We start from the raw sequence: 14,335 nt of genomic DNA on the forward strand, positions 1-14,335 counted from the left end.
GCTGCGGTCAGTGTGCGCCGGCACCTTCCGTCGCCCGCATCGCCCTGAAATCCACGTCCGAGTCAGCGATCAACCAGACCAGACCGGCCCAGGCGGCGACGTTCTGGCTCATCTGCGACGGATCAATCTTGTTCAGGGTGTCGTCGGCCGTATGGTGCAGGTCGAAATAGCGGGTGCCATCCTGGGCCAGGCCGAACACCGGGACCCCGGCTCCGGCCAGCGGTCCGACATCGGCCCCGCCATGCATTTCCGGCTCCTGGGAGGTCAGTACGCCGATCGGATACAGGACCTCGGCCGCGGCCCTGGCGAAATCGCTGCCCTGGGCTCCCGGCGGCAGACCCAGCGCATAGACCCGGTCTGCGCCGAAATCGCTCTCGCCGGCGATGATGTGATTGTCGACCGCGTTCCCGATGCCGCGCAGATAAGCCCCGCCGCCGTTGCCGGTGTCAGTCGGCTGGGCGACCTCTTCCGAACCGTACAGAACCACCCGGATGGTCCGGGCCGGACGGCGTCCGCTGTCGGCGATCGCCTTGGCCGCGCCCAGGGTGATGGCTCCGCCGGCCCCGTCGTCAATGGCCCCGGTGCCCAGATCCCAGCTGTCCATATGCGAGCCGAGCACGATGACCTCGTTCGGACGCGTGCGGCCGACGATGTCACCGATGACATTCTGGGAATGGGTCTCATAGGTGTGGGCGGTCGAGGACAGACGGACCCGCACCGGCTGGCCCCTGGCCACCAGACCCGACAGTTGGTCGGCATCGGGTGCGGACAGGGCGAAGCCCGGCACGGGCACCCGGCCGTCAACGTAGCGGGTCGTGCCCGTATGCGGCATCCGATGGTCGTCGGACCCGGCCGAACGCATGATGAAGGCCAGCGCCCCCTTGGACGCAGCCGCCGACGGTCCGGCTCCGCGGATCCGGGTCAGGGGCCCGTAGCCGGCCCCATCCTGCATCCGCACCATCTGACCCGCGTCGACAAAGGCGATCTTGCCCGCCAGCGATCCGGCCGGGGCGGCATTCAGCGCCTCCAGGCTGGTGAAGCGCACGATCTCGGCCTCAATAACGCCATTGGTGCCCGGAGAATGGCCCAGGGCTGCGACCACCAATCGTTGCGGATGATCGCCGACGACAGAGGCGCTCTCCTCGCCACGCTCCCAGCCGACCAGAGGAAATTCCTCGATACGGACGTTCTGGAAGCCGTGGGCCCGCATATAGTCGGCGGCCCACGCTGCGGCATCCTGTTCGGAGCGCGACCCGGCCGGACGCGGCCCGAAGCGGGTCGTCAGCTGGGTGATGTAGTCCAGGGCGATATTGCTCGCCATGGCGCGATCCCGGACCGTCTCGGCCCGCGCGATGGTCGTCGCGTCCTGTGCCAGGGCCGGAGTGGCGACGAGGCCGAGCGCGAAGGCGCTGACAGCCAGTTTACGAGCGGAAAGAAACACAGGCACGCCTCCAGACTCAGGAACGAGGCGCGAACCCTAGCGAGACATGGGGCCGGCGCAAAGGCCGACGTCGGCTCACTCGCCCTTGATGAAGGCTTCGACCGGTCCCTGCAGCTTGACCGTCAGAGGCTTGCCCTTGCGATCGACGCGATTGCCCAGTGCCAGCCGGACCCAGCCCTCGGAGATGCAGTATTCCTCAACGTTGGTCTTTTCCTCGCCCTTGAAGCGAATGCCGATACCGCGCGTCAGCAGCTCGCCGTCGTGGAACGGGCTGGAAGGGTCCACCGAAAGGCGGTCAGGAAGCGTGTCGGACATGGCGGCCAGCGGATCTGCGTCAGGGGAAGGCGCGGTGATAGCCGTCGCCGCCGGTCCTGCCAATGGGCGCTCTACTGTACCGACTGCCGCGGCGGTGTCGGTGCCGCCGAAGCCGTCGAATCGGCCGCGGTCGCGCCGGACGGTTGATAGGCTCGCGGTCCGGACGGCGGTGGCGTCGCTGCAGGCGTCGCGGCAGGTGTCGCCGCCGGTCGACGGGCGGCCGGACGGGCGGTCGGACGGTTTGCCGAACGATTAGCGACCGGTTCGGGGGTCGACGGGGCAGGGTTGGTCGCGGCGGGTGGAGATGCAGCCGCCGTCTGGACCGGCGTCGCAGCCGCCGGGGCCGGAGTCGCGGCAGCGGCCTCCCCACCGGCAGCGGCGGTACGAACGGCCAGTTGCTGGGACTGGAAGCGATGCGCGAGCTTTTCGGTCAGTTCGCGAGCGGCGGCCGGAGGCATCTGGGCCATAACGGCAGCGAGAGAACGCGGACGCATTGCGGCCGCGACCGGCAGACGGACCTCGTCGTTCAGACTGTTGAACACCGCAGCGGCCTCACGCGGGCGCATGGCGGAATAGACCGCGACCAGACGATCGACCTCAGCCTTTTCACGGTCATCGACCTGGCCCAACAGCGCCTGAACCTCAAGCTTGATCGCCGCCAGCGCCTGGACCTTGGCATCCAGCTTCTGCTCCGCCGCGACCATCAACGGGAGCGTTGTGGCGAAATCAGCGTCACGAGCGTCCAGCTCGGTCCGGCGAGCCGACAGGCTCTGGATGATGCGCAGCTCCGCCGGCGAGATACCGGCCTGCTGGGCCAGCTGGTCAGGTGTCAGGGCGCAGACGGCGGGTGGCGGCGTCGTGCCCGGCGCGCCGGCGGGGGCGGCTTCCTCGGCCCAGGCCTTGGCACCATCGAACAGACCCGGTGCCACGCCGACGGCGCGCACAGCCACCACACCGCCGATGGCGATGGCAATAAGGGGCAGGAGACGCGGAATCTTGCTCATCAGATTTTACTCAAAAGGGGTCAGGCGGCGAAAAGATCTTCGTCCAGACTACGCCGGGCGCGATTTAGACTTTGTTGAGCAGCCTGGTTAGCGGCCAGAGCCTGAAACACAGGCGCGAATGTCCGGGCGGCTTCGGGTTTGGGCTTCACCTCGCCCGCAACCCCGTTGATACGCTCCAGCAGCGAGGCCATACGGCGGGCATGCCCGCCGTCATCCTCGGCAGCGGGGGCTACAGAAACCGGAGCAGCCGGTGCAGCCGGGACCGGAACCGGGGCCGAAACGGTTTCCCGAACCGGAGCCCGGGCAATCAGGACCTCAAGCTCCTGCTTGATCGCGCGGGCCTTGAGAATGCGATCATGCAGCAGGTCGGTTTCCTGACCCGAGGCCCGGAGCGAAGCCAGTGCGGCTTCGGCACGTCCCGCGGCGGTATTGAGCTCCGTCACAGCCCCGGCGAAAGCCAGCTGGCCGGCGCGCAACGAAACCAGCTTGCGTTCCAGTCGCACACCGTAGCCGATGGCCACGACCAGCAACAACATCAGGACCGCGTCGAGAATGATTCCAGTCATGTCAGCGCTTTCCCCGGGTCAGGCTTGTTGCGGCTTCAATATTGATCGGGCTCCCAACCCGCACGGCGATATGCTGACCCTTGCGACCCATCTTGCCGGTCGTGACGGGAATGGAGCCGCAGCGGATCGAAATGTCGGAATCCGGAGTCGAGTTGAGCATCAGTGTATCCCCAACCTTCAGTTCCAGTACGCGTGACAGCGGCACCTGCTGTTCGTCGAGTACGGCCCGGACTTCGGTTTCGGTCGTCCACAGCTCGGTAGCCAGGTGGCCTTCCCAGATATTGTCCCGTCCGAATTTCTCACCCATGAACTGCTGCAGCAGCATCTTGCGGATCGGCTCAAGCGTCGCATAGGGCAGCAGCAGCTCGACCCGCCCGCCCCGGTCTTCCATGTCGATTCTCAGCTTGACCAGGATCGCCGCATTGGCCGGTCGCGCGATCGCAGCGAAACGCGGGTTGGTCTCAAGTCTGTCGAGCACGAAATTCACAGGCGTCAGCGGCTCGAAAGCCGCCCGGGCGTCGGCCAGAACCACCTCGACCATCCGCTGCACCAGCACCCGCTCGATCGTGGTGTAGGGTCGCCCCTCGATGCGCAGGGCCGCCGTGCCGCGACGGCCGCCCAGCAGCACGTCAACGATTGAGTAGATCAGGTTGGAATCGACCGTCAGCAGACCATAATTGTCCAGCTCCTCGGCCCTGAACACCGCAAGAATCGCGGGCAGAGGGATGGAATTCAGATAGTCGCCGAAGCGGATCGAGGAAATGTTGTCGAGTGTCACCTCGACGTTGTCCGAGGTGAAATTGCGTAGCGACGTCGTCATCAATCGCACAAGGCGATCGAAAACGATTTCCAGCATCGGCAGCCGCTCATAGCTGACCAGCGCCGAATTGATGATGGCGCGAATGCCTGACCGTTCGGCCCCGTCGTCATCCCCGAGGTCAAAACCGAGCAGATTGTCGATCTCGTCCTGGTTCAGAACCCGTTCGGACGTGCCCTCGGCACTATTGCCGCCCAGGTCACCCTCGATACCGCCGAAAGGATCGTCCGGATCTACTGCCGTGGCTGTGTCTGTCATCTACTGGACCAGCATTTCTTCGATCAGCACCGCATCAACCTTGCCCGGCGCGGCCACCAGATTCACCCGACGGAGCAACTCGGCACGAAGCTGGAATGTGCCGGCCGACCCGGCCAGATCCTCTGGGCGCAGCTCGCGCAGGAAGCTCTGGAACATGTCCTGCATTCGCGGAGATTCACTCTGCAGGTGCGAAGCCAGATCGGCATCGGCCATTTCCAGGGTCAGCTTGAGCTTCAGGAACGTGGGACGCCCATCAGGAGCCTGTATGTTCACGACCATATCCGGCAGGGTGTAGAAGGTGACACCGTCCGGGCCCTCGCTGATCGTGCCCAGGGCCGGATTGTCCTCGCCGCCGGCAGGCGCGCCGTGACCGCCCCCCTCCTTCTTCTTGGCCGCCTTTTCATGCCCCCCCTTGGGCGCGGCACCATGCTCGTCCGCAGCGGCCTCGGCCGGCTTGGGCTTCATCAGGAAAAAGGCTGCGCCGCCACCGCCGCCCAGCACCAGAAGCGCTACGGGGATGATGATGAACAACAGCGGCAGCTTCTTTTTCTTGGGCGCGTCTCCGTCCTCGCCTTCGCCCTCACCCTCGGTGCCTTCGGCGTCTTTAGCGCCCTTGGCGTCCTTGGCTGCATCCGCGGCGGGCGGAGTCTCCTCGTCATCTGCTTTCGGGGCCTTGTTGCCCTTCTTCTTGCCAAATTTCAGCATTCGCGACGCCCCGGAGAATCTCTCCCTGCAGTAGCGGCCCTTTTGGTTAACGGGACGTTTAGAACCGGCAAATCCTGCCGGGTGCCGCGGGGGTCCAAACCGCAATAATGCCCACCACGACTGGGTTAACCATTCTGGCACGACCGTTGCGTGGAATGATGCGAAGGAGCACGCCCCACGTGGAAAACGCCACCTACATCGGACTGTCCAGGCAGATGACGCTACGCCGCGAACTCGACATCGTGGCCAACAACATCGCCAATGCCGACACAACCGGCTTCAAGGTCGAGCAGCTGCTCGTCGGTGAAGAGATCGGTGCGCGGGCCCGTAACGACAACGTCCGGCCCGGCGTCAGCTTCGTGCTCGACAACGGTGTCGGCCGCAATTTCGGCCAGGGGCCGTTGAGACAAACCAGCCGGCCGCTCGACTTCGCCATCGAGGGGGAAGGAACCTTCTTCAAGCTGAAGGATGGATCAGGCGAAGCCTACACCCGCGACGGTGCCTTCACCCTGGACCCCGAGGGTCGTCTGACTACCCAGGGCGGGGTGCCGGTCCTTGGCGACGGCGGCGAGATCATGCTCAACCCGGCCCTGGGTGAAATCGCCGTGGCCGCCGACGGCACCATCAGCCAGAACGGCCGGCCCGCCGGAAAACTGAGTGTGGTCCGCTTCGATGCTCTCGGAGCGATCGAAAAAAGCGGAGACGGTCTGTACCGCAACGCCTCCAATGCTGTCGCCGTCGATGCGACCGACGCCCAGATCCGCCAGGGGATGCTGGAAGGCTCGAACGTCAACTCGATCCTGGAAATCACCAATCTGATCGAGGTCAGCCGCGCCTACGAAAGCATCACGCGGATGATCGAACAGACCACCGAACTGTCCAAGCGCGCCGTCGAGCGCCTCGGGCGGGTCAGCTAGGAAAGATTGAACCATGCAAGCCCTCAGAACCGCAGCCTCCGGAATGGCCGCACAGGCCCTGAACGTGGAGGTGATCTCCAACAACATCGCCAACATGAACACGATCGGGTTCAAGCGGCAGCGAGCCGAATTTCAGGACCTGCTCTACCAGAACGTCGAACGTATGGGGGCCCAGTCCTCATCGCAGGGAACCGTGGTTCCCACCGGCATCCAGATCGGTGCCGGCGTGAAGGCGGGCAGCGTCTACCGCATCGTCGAACAGGGCACGCCGACCCAGACCGGTGGCCGCTTCGATGTCGCCATCGACGGCCGGGGGTATTTCCAGATCAACCTGCCGTCCGGTGAGACCGCCTTCACCCGGGCCGGTAATTTCTCGCTCAACGGCGAAGGCCAACTGGTCACCGACGACGGCTATGCGGTCCAACCGGCCATCTCCATTCCCCAGGACGCCGTTGACGTGGTCATCTCGAAGTCAGGCCTGGTTCAGGTCATCACCCAAGGGTCGCCCCAACCTCAAACGGTGGGTCAGCTCGAGATCGCCACCTTCTTCAACGAGGCCGGCCTCGAGGCCATCGGCGACAACCTGCTGCTGGAGACGGCGGCTTCGGGACCGGCGACCACCGGGGCACCGGGTGACGCTGGTTTCGGACAGCTACTGCACGGCTTCACCGAGTCCTCCAATGTCGACGCGGTGTCCGAGATCAGCGCCCTGATCATCGCCCAGCGCGCCTATGAAATGAATTCCAAGGTCATTTCCACCGCCGATCAGATGCTGTCGGTGGCAGCCCAGGCGAAGGGCTAGGACCATGCGATTGATCACTGGCACAGTCACACTGGCCCTGACCCTCATGATCGCGGCTCCCGCCCTGGCCGGACCGGTCACGTTGAAGGCCAGTCCGGTCGACGCCGACGGACAGGTTACATTCGGCGATATTTTCGACGGCGCGGGCAGTGCCTCATCCGTCATCGTCGCCTACCGCAGCGGTCCGTCCGTCGTGATGGAGGCCGGGCAGTTGCAGAGTCTGGCCCGGCAATCGGGGCTGGACTGGGACAACCCGCGCGGTCTGCGTCGTGTGGTCATCCGCAACGCCGCAATGGCTCCCTCCGCCCCGGCACCCGTCACCGGCCCGTCAGACAACAGCTTCACCCGGACCGCCGCACCGACCTATGCCGCACGGAGCGAACGGGTCATCTCCCGCAACGATATCGTCCAGGTCGTCTACATCGTCGGTGCGGTAAAGTTGACGATCAGCGGGCGGGCCACGGCCAATGCCGCGGCAGGCGAACCGGTATCCGTACTCAATCTCCAGTCCGGCCGGACCATTGACGCCCTGGCCGTCAGTCCCGGTCAGGCTATCGCTGGCCCGGCCGCCGTTCAGGCCCGCGCCAGTCTCCAGTAGGTCGTCGCCCGTCAGGGCCAGTCGAAAGAATCAGGTTCATGCGTAATACCGTGGTCATCTCCCTCGCCGTCCTTTCCCTGGGGGCCTGCTCGACCGCCATGGAGGCCGTTCGGGGTCCCGAACTGGCTCCGATTGGATATCCCGCCGCCCTGATCCCGGTGCAACAAGCCTATATGCCGCCGCCCCAGGCCCGTCAGGCGGCCAGCTCCAATAGCCTGTGGCGGACAGGTGCCCGCACCTTCTTCGGGGACCAGCGCGCCCGGCGGATCGGTGACATCCTGACCGTGACCATCAACATCGATGATCGCGCCCAGACCCAGAACACCACCGACCGGAGCCGTTCCAACAATATTTCCGGCGGGGTCTCCAATCTGTTTGGTCTTGAAAACAGCATCGGCCGGGCCTTCCCCGGCGGCTTCGACCCCGCGAACATGGTGGGCATGGGCGGATCGTCGACGGCGAACGGCACCGGTTCTGTCAGCCGTTCCGAAAAAGTCTCCCTGACCATCGCGGCGGTGGTCACCGAGGTGCTGGCTAACGGAAACATGGTGATTCAAGGTAGGCAGGAAGTGCGTACCAACCGCGAGGTCCGCGAACTGACCGTGGCCGGTATCGTGCGGCCCGAGGACATCTCCTCGGCCAATACCATCGACCACACCCAGATCGCCGAGGCCCGCATCAGCTACGGCGGACGTGGCGACATCAGTCGCGTCCAGGCCACACCTGCGGCCCAGTCACTGCTCGAGCGCTTCAGCCCGTTCTGATGTCTGCGCCGCCCCGCAGGCCCTGGGTCGGCGGGGTCAGGTGACACCGCGTCAATTCGACCACAGCAGCGGAAGCCTCCCGCTCTCAACAAGCTGTGCCGTGAACCGTTAACGGTGATCCGCGTTTGACCCTCAGACGCGAGTATCCAATGTACAGAATCCTTGTCCCTGCTGTCGCCGCCCTCGGTCTGGTCGCATTCGGTGCCCAGACCAGAACGCCTGTCGACAATTCGCTGACCGAACCGGCCGCAATGGAATGGCTGCGGAGTCAGGAAGGCCAGACGGCCAAATTGGCGTATGGCGTGGCCAATTCCGACCATCTGGCGCTGATGCTTACCTGTGAGCCCGGCCAAAGCAGTGCCACGGTATACGGGGATCTGAAGCCTGTCGGTGCCGGTCTCGTGCCAACCGCCACCAGCCTGACCGAGATCGACCCGCTCAGCGGTGAAGGGGCCCCCGACACCCACATTGCCTTGCGCGACCCTGCCCTGCAGGATCTGGCCCGACGCGGCGTTCTGAATGTCGAAGGCGACAGCGGCAGGTTCCGGATTTCGGCCAGCAGATCTGAACGTCAGGTCGTCGCCGGTTTCTTCGCCTATTGCAGTTCGGCCCGGGTCTGACCATTTCTGTTCCGACGGCTGGGGGGCTGATGCATGAGCGGTTTGTTGGGTATCACCTTGGCGCTGCTGTTGCAGGTCGGCCAACCACCGGCGACGGCCTGGACCTGGACGCTCTACGATGACTCTCCGCTGGTCCTGGCCAATGAGGTCCCCGATACCGCCCGACTGAGATCAACATTCGAATGTGATCCCGGAACCAGTATTGTCAGACTGTCCCTCTATCAGGCTGTCCCGACCTCGGGTTTTGCCCGCGTAGCTGCCGGGTCGGCCACGACCATGGCCCAGGTCGAACGGATCAGGGGCTCCGGTCTGCGCCTCGCGCTGCGCACGGACCATCCTGTTTTCGCGGCCTTCGCCGCCGACGGCCGTCTCTCCGTCAGGATCGGCGAAGAACAGCGGCTCATAGAGGTTCAACGCCCCCACCTGGCCAAATTACGCCGCTTTGCCGAGCTCTGCGCGGAATGAATCGGATAACTGACATGCGGACCCCCGCTCTGCTGATGATCAGCGGCCTGTCACTGGCGATATCCGCCTGTGCCACGCTGCCCACCTCATCGACAGACACGTCCTCGTCCCCGGCCTCGACTGCCACTCCGGCACCCGTGCCTGGCTATGACTGGTTCCTGCACCTGGATGGCAGCGAAGCCCGGCTGGCCTATGGACTGCGCGACAGCGACGATCTGAGGCTGGGCATGGACTGCCGCCGCGGATCCGGACGTCTCGAGCTCAGCGCGACCGGAGCCGCCCGGGCCAGGCCGGAAATCCATATCGAATCCGACGGCGAAACAGGGCGCTACCCCGCGGAATCCGAAACCTCCGAGCTGCATGACGGCGTCTTTCTGACGGCCCATGCAAATACCGGTGCCCCCGTATTCCAGCGTTTCCGCAGCGTCGGCTGGCTGGCGCACTGGCAGGATGGAGACCGCCACGCCTACGCCGCCCAGCGCGGTTCCCGTGAAACCATCGAGCGGTTTTTCGCCTTCTGCGGCTAGAACAGAAGCCCGGGTCCGGACTCACGCCTTGACGTAGCAGGCCCGCTCCGGTGCAGTCAGACCTGCAACGGGGATCCTGACATGACACGACCAACGATGATCGCGGCTGCGGTTCTTCTGGCAGGGCTGGCCGGACCCCTTCCGTCATACGCCCGGGACACGCCCGTCGTCGCTGTCCAGGCCGAAGCGATTGACGCACGACTGGCCCCCATCCTGGCCGACTATGAAGCCTATCTGCGCGCCAATGATCCGGTCACCTCCGGGCTCGACGGCGACCGGCCGGCCCTTTCGCGCCTCCCCGACCTGTCGCGCGCCGGTGAGCTGGCCCGTCGGCAGCCGCTGCAGTCCCTGTTGGCCCGGCTCGACGCCATCGCTCCTGAAACGCTGAACAGCAACGACGCCCGTAACCAGGCCTTTGTCAGCCTTCTGATCCACCGCGAGCTCGACGGCATCGCCCTCGACACCTCGCGACTGGCCTTCAATTCGGAAGGAGGGATCAGCCAGAGTGTCGCCTATTTCGCCACGGTCACCCGGATTTCCACCCTGGCCGACGCCGAGGCCTGGCTGGCCCGCCTGGACGGAACGGCCAGACTCTTCGACGACACCCTGGCCAATGCCCGGCGCGGGGTTTCGACCGGTATGGTCCAGCCGGCATCGGTCGTGGCAAGTGCGCTCAATCTGGCCCGCACAGACGTCAACCTGTCGCCCGACACTGACCCGCTGCTCAAGCCGTTCGCCGACCTTCCCGCATCGATTCCGGCCGAGCGGCAGGCGGCCCTGCGGCAACAGGCCCGGGCCATCGTCGCTGACGACATCATGCCGCGCCGCCGCGCCTGGCTGGCCTTCCTGACCGACGAGGCCCTGCCTGCGGCCCCGACCGCACCGGGCCTGGTCCATCGCCCCGGCGGTCGCGAGCTCTATGCCTATTTCGTGCGCGGCTACACCACCACCGACCTGACGCCGGACCAGGTCCACCAGATCGGCGTCGAGGAAGTCGCCCGCATCCGCGCGCGCATGGACACCGAGATGCGCGCCGCCGGCTGGACCGGCGATTTCGCCGGTTTCCTCGCCTTCCTGCGCAGCGACCCGCAGTTCTACGCCACCTCGCGCGAAGACCTGCTGGAGAAGGCATCGGAGATGGCCAAGCGCGCCGACGACCACCTGCCCGGCCTGTTCGGCACCCTGCCGCGCCTGACCTATGGCGTGCGCCCCGTGCCCCGCGCCATCGAGGACAGCTACACCACCGGTCGCTACAACGGCGGCTCGATGAAGTCCGGGATCGCCGGCGGCTATATGGTCAACACCTCACACCTCGACCAGCGCCCGCTGTACGAGCTACCGGCCCTGACCCTGCATGAGGCTGTGCCCGGCCACCACCTGCAGATCGCCCTGCAGCAGGAGGCCGAGGACCAACCCTATTTCCGGCGCGGAGCCGACGTCACCGCCTTCGTCGAGGGCTGGGGCCTGTATTCGGAATTCCTCGGCGAGGAGATGGGCTTCTACCGCACCCCCTATGAGCGGTTCGGCCGCCTCAGCTACGAGATGTGGCGCGCCTGCCGGCTGGTGGCCGACACCGGCCTGCACTGGATGGGCTGGACCACCGAGCAGGCCCGCGCCTGTTTCCGCGACAACTCCGCCCTGGCCCCGCTCAACATCGAGACCGAACTGCAGCGCTACATCGGCTGGCCCGGTCAGGCCACGGCCTACAAGATCGGCGAGATCCGCCTGCGCGCCGTTCGTGCCCGCGCCGAAGCGGCGCTGGGCGACCGGTTCGACATCCGCGCCTTCCACGATGCCCTGCTGGTCGACGGCCCGCTGCCGCTGGACCTGCTGGACGCCCGCATGGACGCCTGGATCGCCGGACAGGCCGTCAGGTAAGGCCCAGTTCGGCCCGCGCCTTGCGCGTCAGCTTCGCCACGATCAGGGCGTGGGCCGTCTGCAGATGCCCGATCAGTTCCGCATCGTCCCAGTCGCCGGAGTCATCCAGATTCACCCATCTGGCCCGCGCCAGATAGGGAGCCGGCTGCGCGCGCCCGGTCCCGGTCAGCACTTCATAGGCGATGTCCGAGACCTTGAACGACACCCGGCCGGCGTCACCGGCCATGGCAAACATCCTGCCGCCGACCTTGTAGGTGTCGTGGTCATGCCCGAACGGATGATCCAGCGTCACCGCCGGCAGGGCCAGGCAAACTCTGCCGACTTCCGCCCGGTCCATGCTCAGGCCCCCACACCAACGCCGATCGGGCAGACCACGCCGGTGCCGCCGATGCCGCAATAGCCGTCGGGATTCTTGGCCAGATAGGCCTGGTGATAGGCTTCGGCGAAATAGTACGGCCCGGCCGGGGCGACCTCAGTGGTGATGGTCCCCTCCCCGGCCGCCGTCAGCGCCGCCTGATAGGCGTCGCGCGAGGCCTCGGCCTCGGCCCTCTGTCGGTCATTCAGGGTATAGATGGCCGAACGGTAGGTGGTGCCCACGTCATTGCCCTGACGCATGCCCTGGGTCGGGTCGTGGTTTTCCCAGAAGGCCTTCAGCAATTTGGCGAAGCTGATCTCCGCCGGATCAAACACCACCTGCACCACCTCGGCATGGCCGGTGCGTCCGGTGCAGGTCTCCTCATAGGTCGGATTTGGCGTGATCCCGCCGGAATAGCCGACCGAGGTGACCCAGACGCCGGGCAACGACCAGAAGATCCGTTCAACGCCCCAGAAACAGCCCATGCCGAGGACGGCGGTCTCAAATCCGTCGGGATGCGGCCCCTGCAACGGCCGGCCGTTGACGAAATGGACCGCGTCGGTCGGCAGTGGCGTGTCCCGTCCCGGCAGGGCGTTGGCGGCGTCAGGCAGGGCGGCGGCGTCGCGGATCGACATCTCGGAACTCCATTGAACGGTCGCTGTCCATATAGGGACGGCAAACTGGCTTGCCGAGGGGGGCATGGTGGTCTATCAGCCTCGCCTCCGCCGGGACGACCCCCGGCGGCCTCGCCCAGGCGTGGAACGGACAGGTGGCGGAGTGGTCGATCGCGCACGCTTGGAAAGCGTGTGTACGTGAAAGCGTACCGAGGGTTCGAATCCCTCTCTGTCCGCCACGGCCTCACAATTATGTTTATAATTCAACAGTGTAGTTGAAATTGGTCTTTGGTGCCAACAAGAGTCCCACCTCCTGAGGTGGAGTGGAAATGCTGTGGCGACCTGGCGCCAAGTGCGGACATCACCTTGGGTCCGCAGACGCGACGTTCCCAGATCGACGGGTTTCCGCTTTCCGTGCGGACAGTGCCCCAGCCCGCCATCACCACCGGGGGCGGCGCTGATACTTTCGCTTGGAATCAGGAACCGGCGTTCGCCCTCCCCGCCTGTTGCGCATAAGCGGGCCGCCGCGAAACGTCTGCCTCAACTCAGCGCCTGGTGCCTCTCACTGAACTAGGAACGACCATAAATCGGGTTGGAATAGATCCAGGTGACCTCCCGATCAGCACCAAAGGCTGTCGGAACCATGACGACGCTCTCAACGCGATAAACGCCCGGACGATCGTCCCGGTAGGCGTAGGTCGGGGCTCCCGGCCGACTGGTCGCGACGACGACACCATTGCGCAGGACCCGGGTGACTGCGTGCAGGGCCGCAGCCGTGCTGGGCAAGGTCACAGAATAGGTTGTGCCAGAACCGGCGATGAACTCATCGCCCATAACGACCCTGGTTTCACCGCGGGTTCCCGTGAACATGAATCCGGTCGCGTCACCGAGAACGTCAAGAGAAACGTACAGATGGCCGTCGCCGACGGCCCGATAAACCAGAGCCTTGTCGGTTTCGAAATCGCCAGACATCGGCACGTCGGAAACGATATGATTCCGCGCGATACGCATGATCTCGGCGGCAGGCGGAAAGGCCCACCGTTTGTCGGCCCACAGTTCGATCGACTGGTGAATGTCCGGCGCATAGACGCCGACGAAGCGACGGCGTTGCGTCATCGTGTCCCAAATTCTGAGCGTCGGTGCGTTGTCAGACCCCAGTTCGAGATAGGCTTTCATCCGGTTGAAGGGCAGCAGGGCGATCGCCGTCAATTTCGACGACAGGGGTGCCGCATAGAACTGATCCGCCAGATCGAGGATCTCCATACCGCCGACCCGGTCGTCGATCGGCCCCCGCCAGCCCCATTTGCGGTGCGCCGGATGGGCAATCAGGGCCAGTGCCCCCTCGTGGGCTACCGTGTCCAGCAAGGCACCCGTGGTCTCACGGCCGGCCTTGGCCCTGGCGGGGACATTCATCTCCAGCAGGTGGCCTTCGGGCTGTGAATTTTCTGCACCGGCGAGAACAAGCACGCCATCGCGCCAGCCTTCCTCGCCTGCCGTGATCGGTTCAAGCGTACTGTGGTCGGTGACGATCAGGAAGCGAATGTCCTGCTCTGCCGCAGCCTGTGCCAGAGATTCATAGGACGCCGAAGCGTCGTCCGAATAGTCGCTGTGCAGATGGATCAGACCGGCATAGTCATAATGATCTTCCGGGGGGATAGCCGGGAGCGGCAAGCTGACCGCCTGAGCCCG

At 65.3% G+C, this 14,335-nt stretch carries 17 protein-coding genes and 1 tRNA gene; 9 read left to right on the forward strand and 9 right to left on the reverse strand.

All coding sequences use genetic code 11. The features are described from left to right. Nucleotides 1-7: 7 nt before the first annotated feature. From AAC050_RS03660 to AAC050_RS03685, 6 genes are all read right to left on the reverse strand, one after another. Complete coding sequence (locus tag AAC050_RS03660; RefSeq protein WP_339913698.1) at nt 8-1,441, reverse strand: M20/M25/M40 family metallo-hydrolase; 1,434 nt, start codon at nt 1,439-1,441, stop codon at nt 8-10. A gap of 75 nt (nt 1,442-1,516) precedes the next feature. Further along, on the reverse strand, nt 1,517-1,756 hold the full coding sequence (locus AAC050_RS03665; protein WP_339913699.1) for a DUF3297 family protein: 240 nt from the start codon (nt 1,754-1,756) through the stop codon (nt 1,517-1,519). Between the two features lie 71 nt (nt 1,757-1,827). Further along, on the reverse strand, nt 1,828-2,760 hold the full coding sequence (locus tag AAC050_RS03670) for a hypothetical protein (RefSeq protein ID WP_339913700.1): 933 nt from the start codon (nt 2,758-2,760) through the stop codon (nt 1,828-1,830). A gap of 20 nt (nt 2,761-2,780) precedes the next feature. Then, nucleotides 2,781-3,326 carry a DUF6468 domain-containing protein gene (locus AAC050_RS03675; protein WP_339913701.1) on the reverse strand — a complete coding sequence of 182 codons (546 nt, stop codon included), beginning with the start codon at nt 3,324-3,326 and terminating at the stop codon, nt 2,781-2,783. A gap of 1 nt (nt 3,327) precedes the next feature. After that, the gene (fliM, locus tag AAC050_RS03680; protein WP_339913702.1) at nt 3,328-4,401 is read right to left on the reverse strand and encodes a flagellar motor switch protein FliM; all 1,074 of its coding nucleotides are present in this window, start codon (nt 4,399-4,401) and stop codon (nt 3,328-3,330) included. Next, nucleotides 4,402-5,106 carry a flagellar basal body-associated FliL family protein gene (locus AAC050_RS03685; RefSeq protein WP_339913703.1) on the reverse strand — a complete coding sequence of 235 codons (705 nt, stop codon included), beginning with the start codon at nt 5,104-5,106 and terminating at the stop codon, nt 4,402-4,404. Nucleotides 5,107-5,285: 179 nt separating this feature from the next. Here AAC050_RS03685 and flgF point away from each other — a divergent pair, with 179 nt between their 5' ends. The 8 genes from flgF to AAC050_RS03725 all read left to right on the forward strand — a co-directional run bounded on the left by flgF (nt 5,286) and on the right by AAC050_RS03725 (nt 11,677). Continuing rightward, nucleotides 5,286-6,023, forward strand: coding sequence for a flagellar basal-body rod protein FlgF (gene flgF, locus AAC050_RS03690; RefSeq protein WP_339913704.1), 738 nt, complete (start codon nt 5,286-5,288; stop codon nt 6,021-6,023). 13 nt (nt 6,024-6,036) lie between these two features. Next, nucleotides 6,037-6,825, forward strand: a complete 789-nt coding sequence (gene flgG / locus AAC050_RS03695) for a flagellar basal-body rod protein FlgG (RefSeq protein WP_339913705.1) — start codon at nt 6,037-6,039, stop codon at nt 6,823-6,825. Between the two features lie 4 nt (nt 6,826-6,829). Beyond that, a complete protein-coding gene (locus AAC050_RS03700; protein WP_339913706.1) occupies nt 6,830-7,423 on the forward strand; it encodes a flagella basal body P-ring formation protein FlgA in 594 nt (197 codons plus the stop codon). 38 nt (nt 7,424-7,461) lie between these two features. After that, nucleotides 7,462-8,187 (forward strand): flagellar basal body L-ring protein FlgH, encoded by a 726-nt coding sequence (gene flgH / locus AAC050_RS03705; protein WP_339913707.1) that lies wholly within the window; start codon nt 7,462-7,464, stop codon nt 8,185-8,187. A gap of 149 nt (nt 8,188-8,336) precedes the next feature. Further along, nucleotides 8,337-8,807: a hypothetical protein gene (locus tag AAC050_RS03710; protein ID WP_339913708.1), complete on the forward strand. Its 471-nt coding sequence runs from the start codon at nt 8,337-8,339 to the stop codon at nt 8,805-8,807. Between the two features lie 33 nt (nt 8,808-8,840). Next, entirely contained in the window at nt 8,841-9,272 is a 432-nt protein-coding gene (locus AAC050_RS03715; protein ID WP_339913709.1) for a hypothetical protein, read from the forward strand. 14 nt (nt 9,273-9,286) lie between these two features. Further along, on the forward strand, nt 9,287-9,799 hold the full coding sequence (locus AAC050_RS03720; protein ID WP_339913710.1) for a hypothetical protein: 513 nt from the start codon (nt 9,287-9,289) through the stop codon (nt 9,797-9,799). An 81-nt stretch (nt 9,800-9,880) separates the two neighbouring features. Then, a complete protein-coding gene (locus tag AAC050_RS03725; protein WP_339913711.1) occupies nt 9,881-11,677 on the forward strand; it encodes a DUF885 family protein in 1,797 nt (598 codons plus the stop codon). Here AAC050_RS03725 and AAC050_RS03730 read toward each other — a convergent pair. Together AAC050_RS03730 and msrA are read right to left on the reverse strand one after the other, a co-directional pair. Then, on the reverse strand, nt 11,670-12,014 hold the full coding sequence (locus AAC050_RS03730) for an MmcQ/YjbR family DNA-binding protein (RefSeq protein ID WP_339913712.1): 345 nt from the start codon (nt 12,012-12,014) through the stop codon (nt 11,670-11,672). The genes AAC050_RS03725 and AAC050_RS03730 overlap by 8 nt on opposite strands. 2 nt (nt 12,015-12,016) lie before the next feature. After that, a complete protein-coding gene (msrA, locus tag AAC050_RS03735; RefSeq protein ID WP_339913713.1) occupies nt 12,017-12,667 on the reverse strand; it encodes a peptide-methionine (S)-S-oxide reductase MsrA in 651 nt (216 codons plus the stop codon). A 128-nt stretch (nt 12,668-12,795) separates the two neighbouring features. Between msrA and AAC050_RS03740 the strand changes: the two genes are divergently transcribed. Beyond that, nucleotides 12,796-12,885, forward strand: a tRNA-Ser gene (locus AAC050_RS03740). Between the two features lie 331 nt (nt 12,886-13,216). On the opposite strand, the gene AAC050_RS03745 is transcribed toward AAC050_RS03740, so the two are convergent. Then, nucleotides 13,217-14,317 (reverse strand): PHP domain-containing protein, encoded by a 1,101-nt coding sequence (locus tag AAC050_RS03745; protein ID WP_339913714.1) that lies wholly within the window; start codon nt 14,315-14,317, stop codon nt 13,217-13,219. Nucleotides 14,318-14,335: the final 18 nt, after the last annotated feature.

It is taken from the genome of uncultured Brevundimonas sp. (assembly GCF_963974615.1).
Taxonomy (GTDB): Bacteria; Pseudomonadota; Alphaproteobacteria; order Caulobacterales; family Caulobacteraceae; genus Brevundimonas.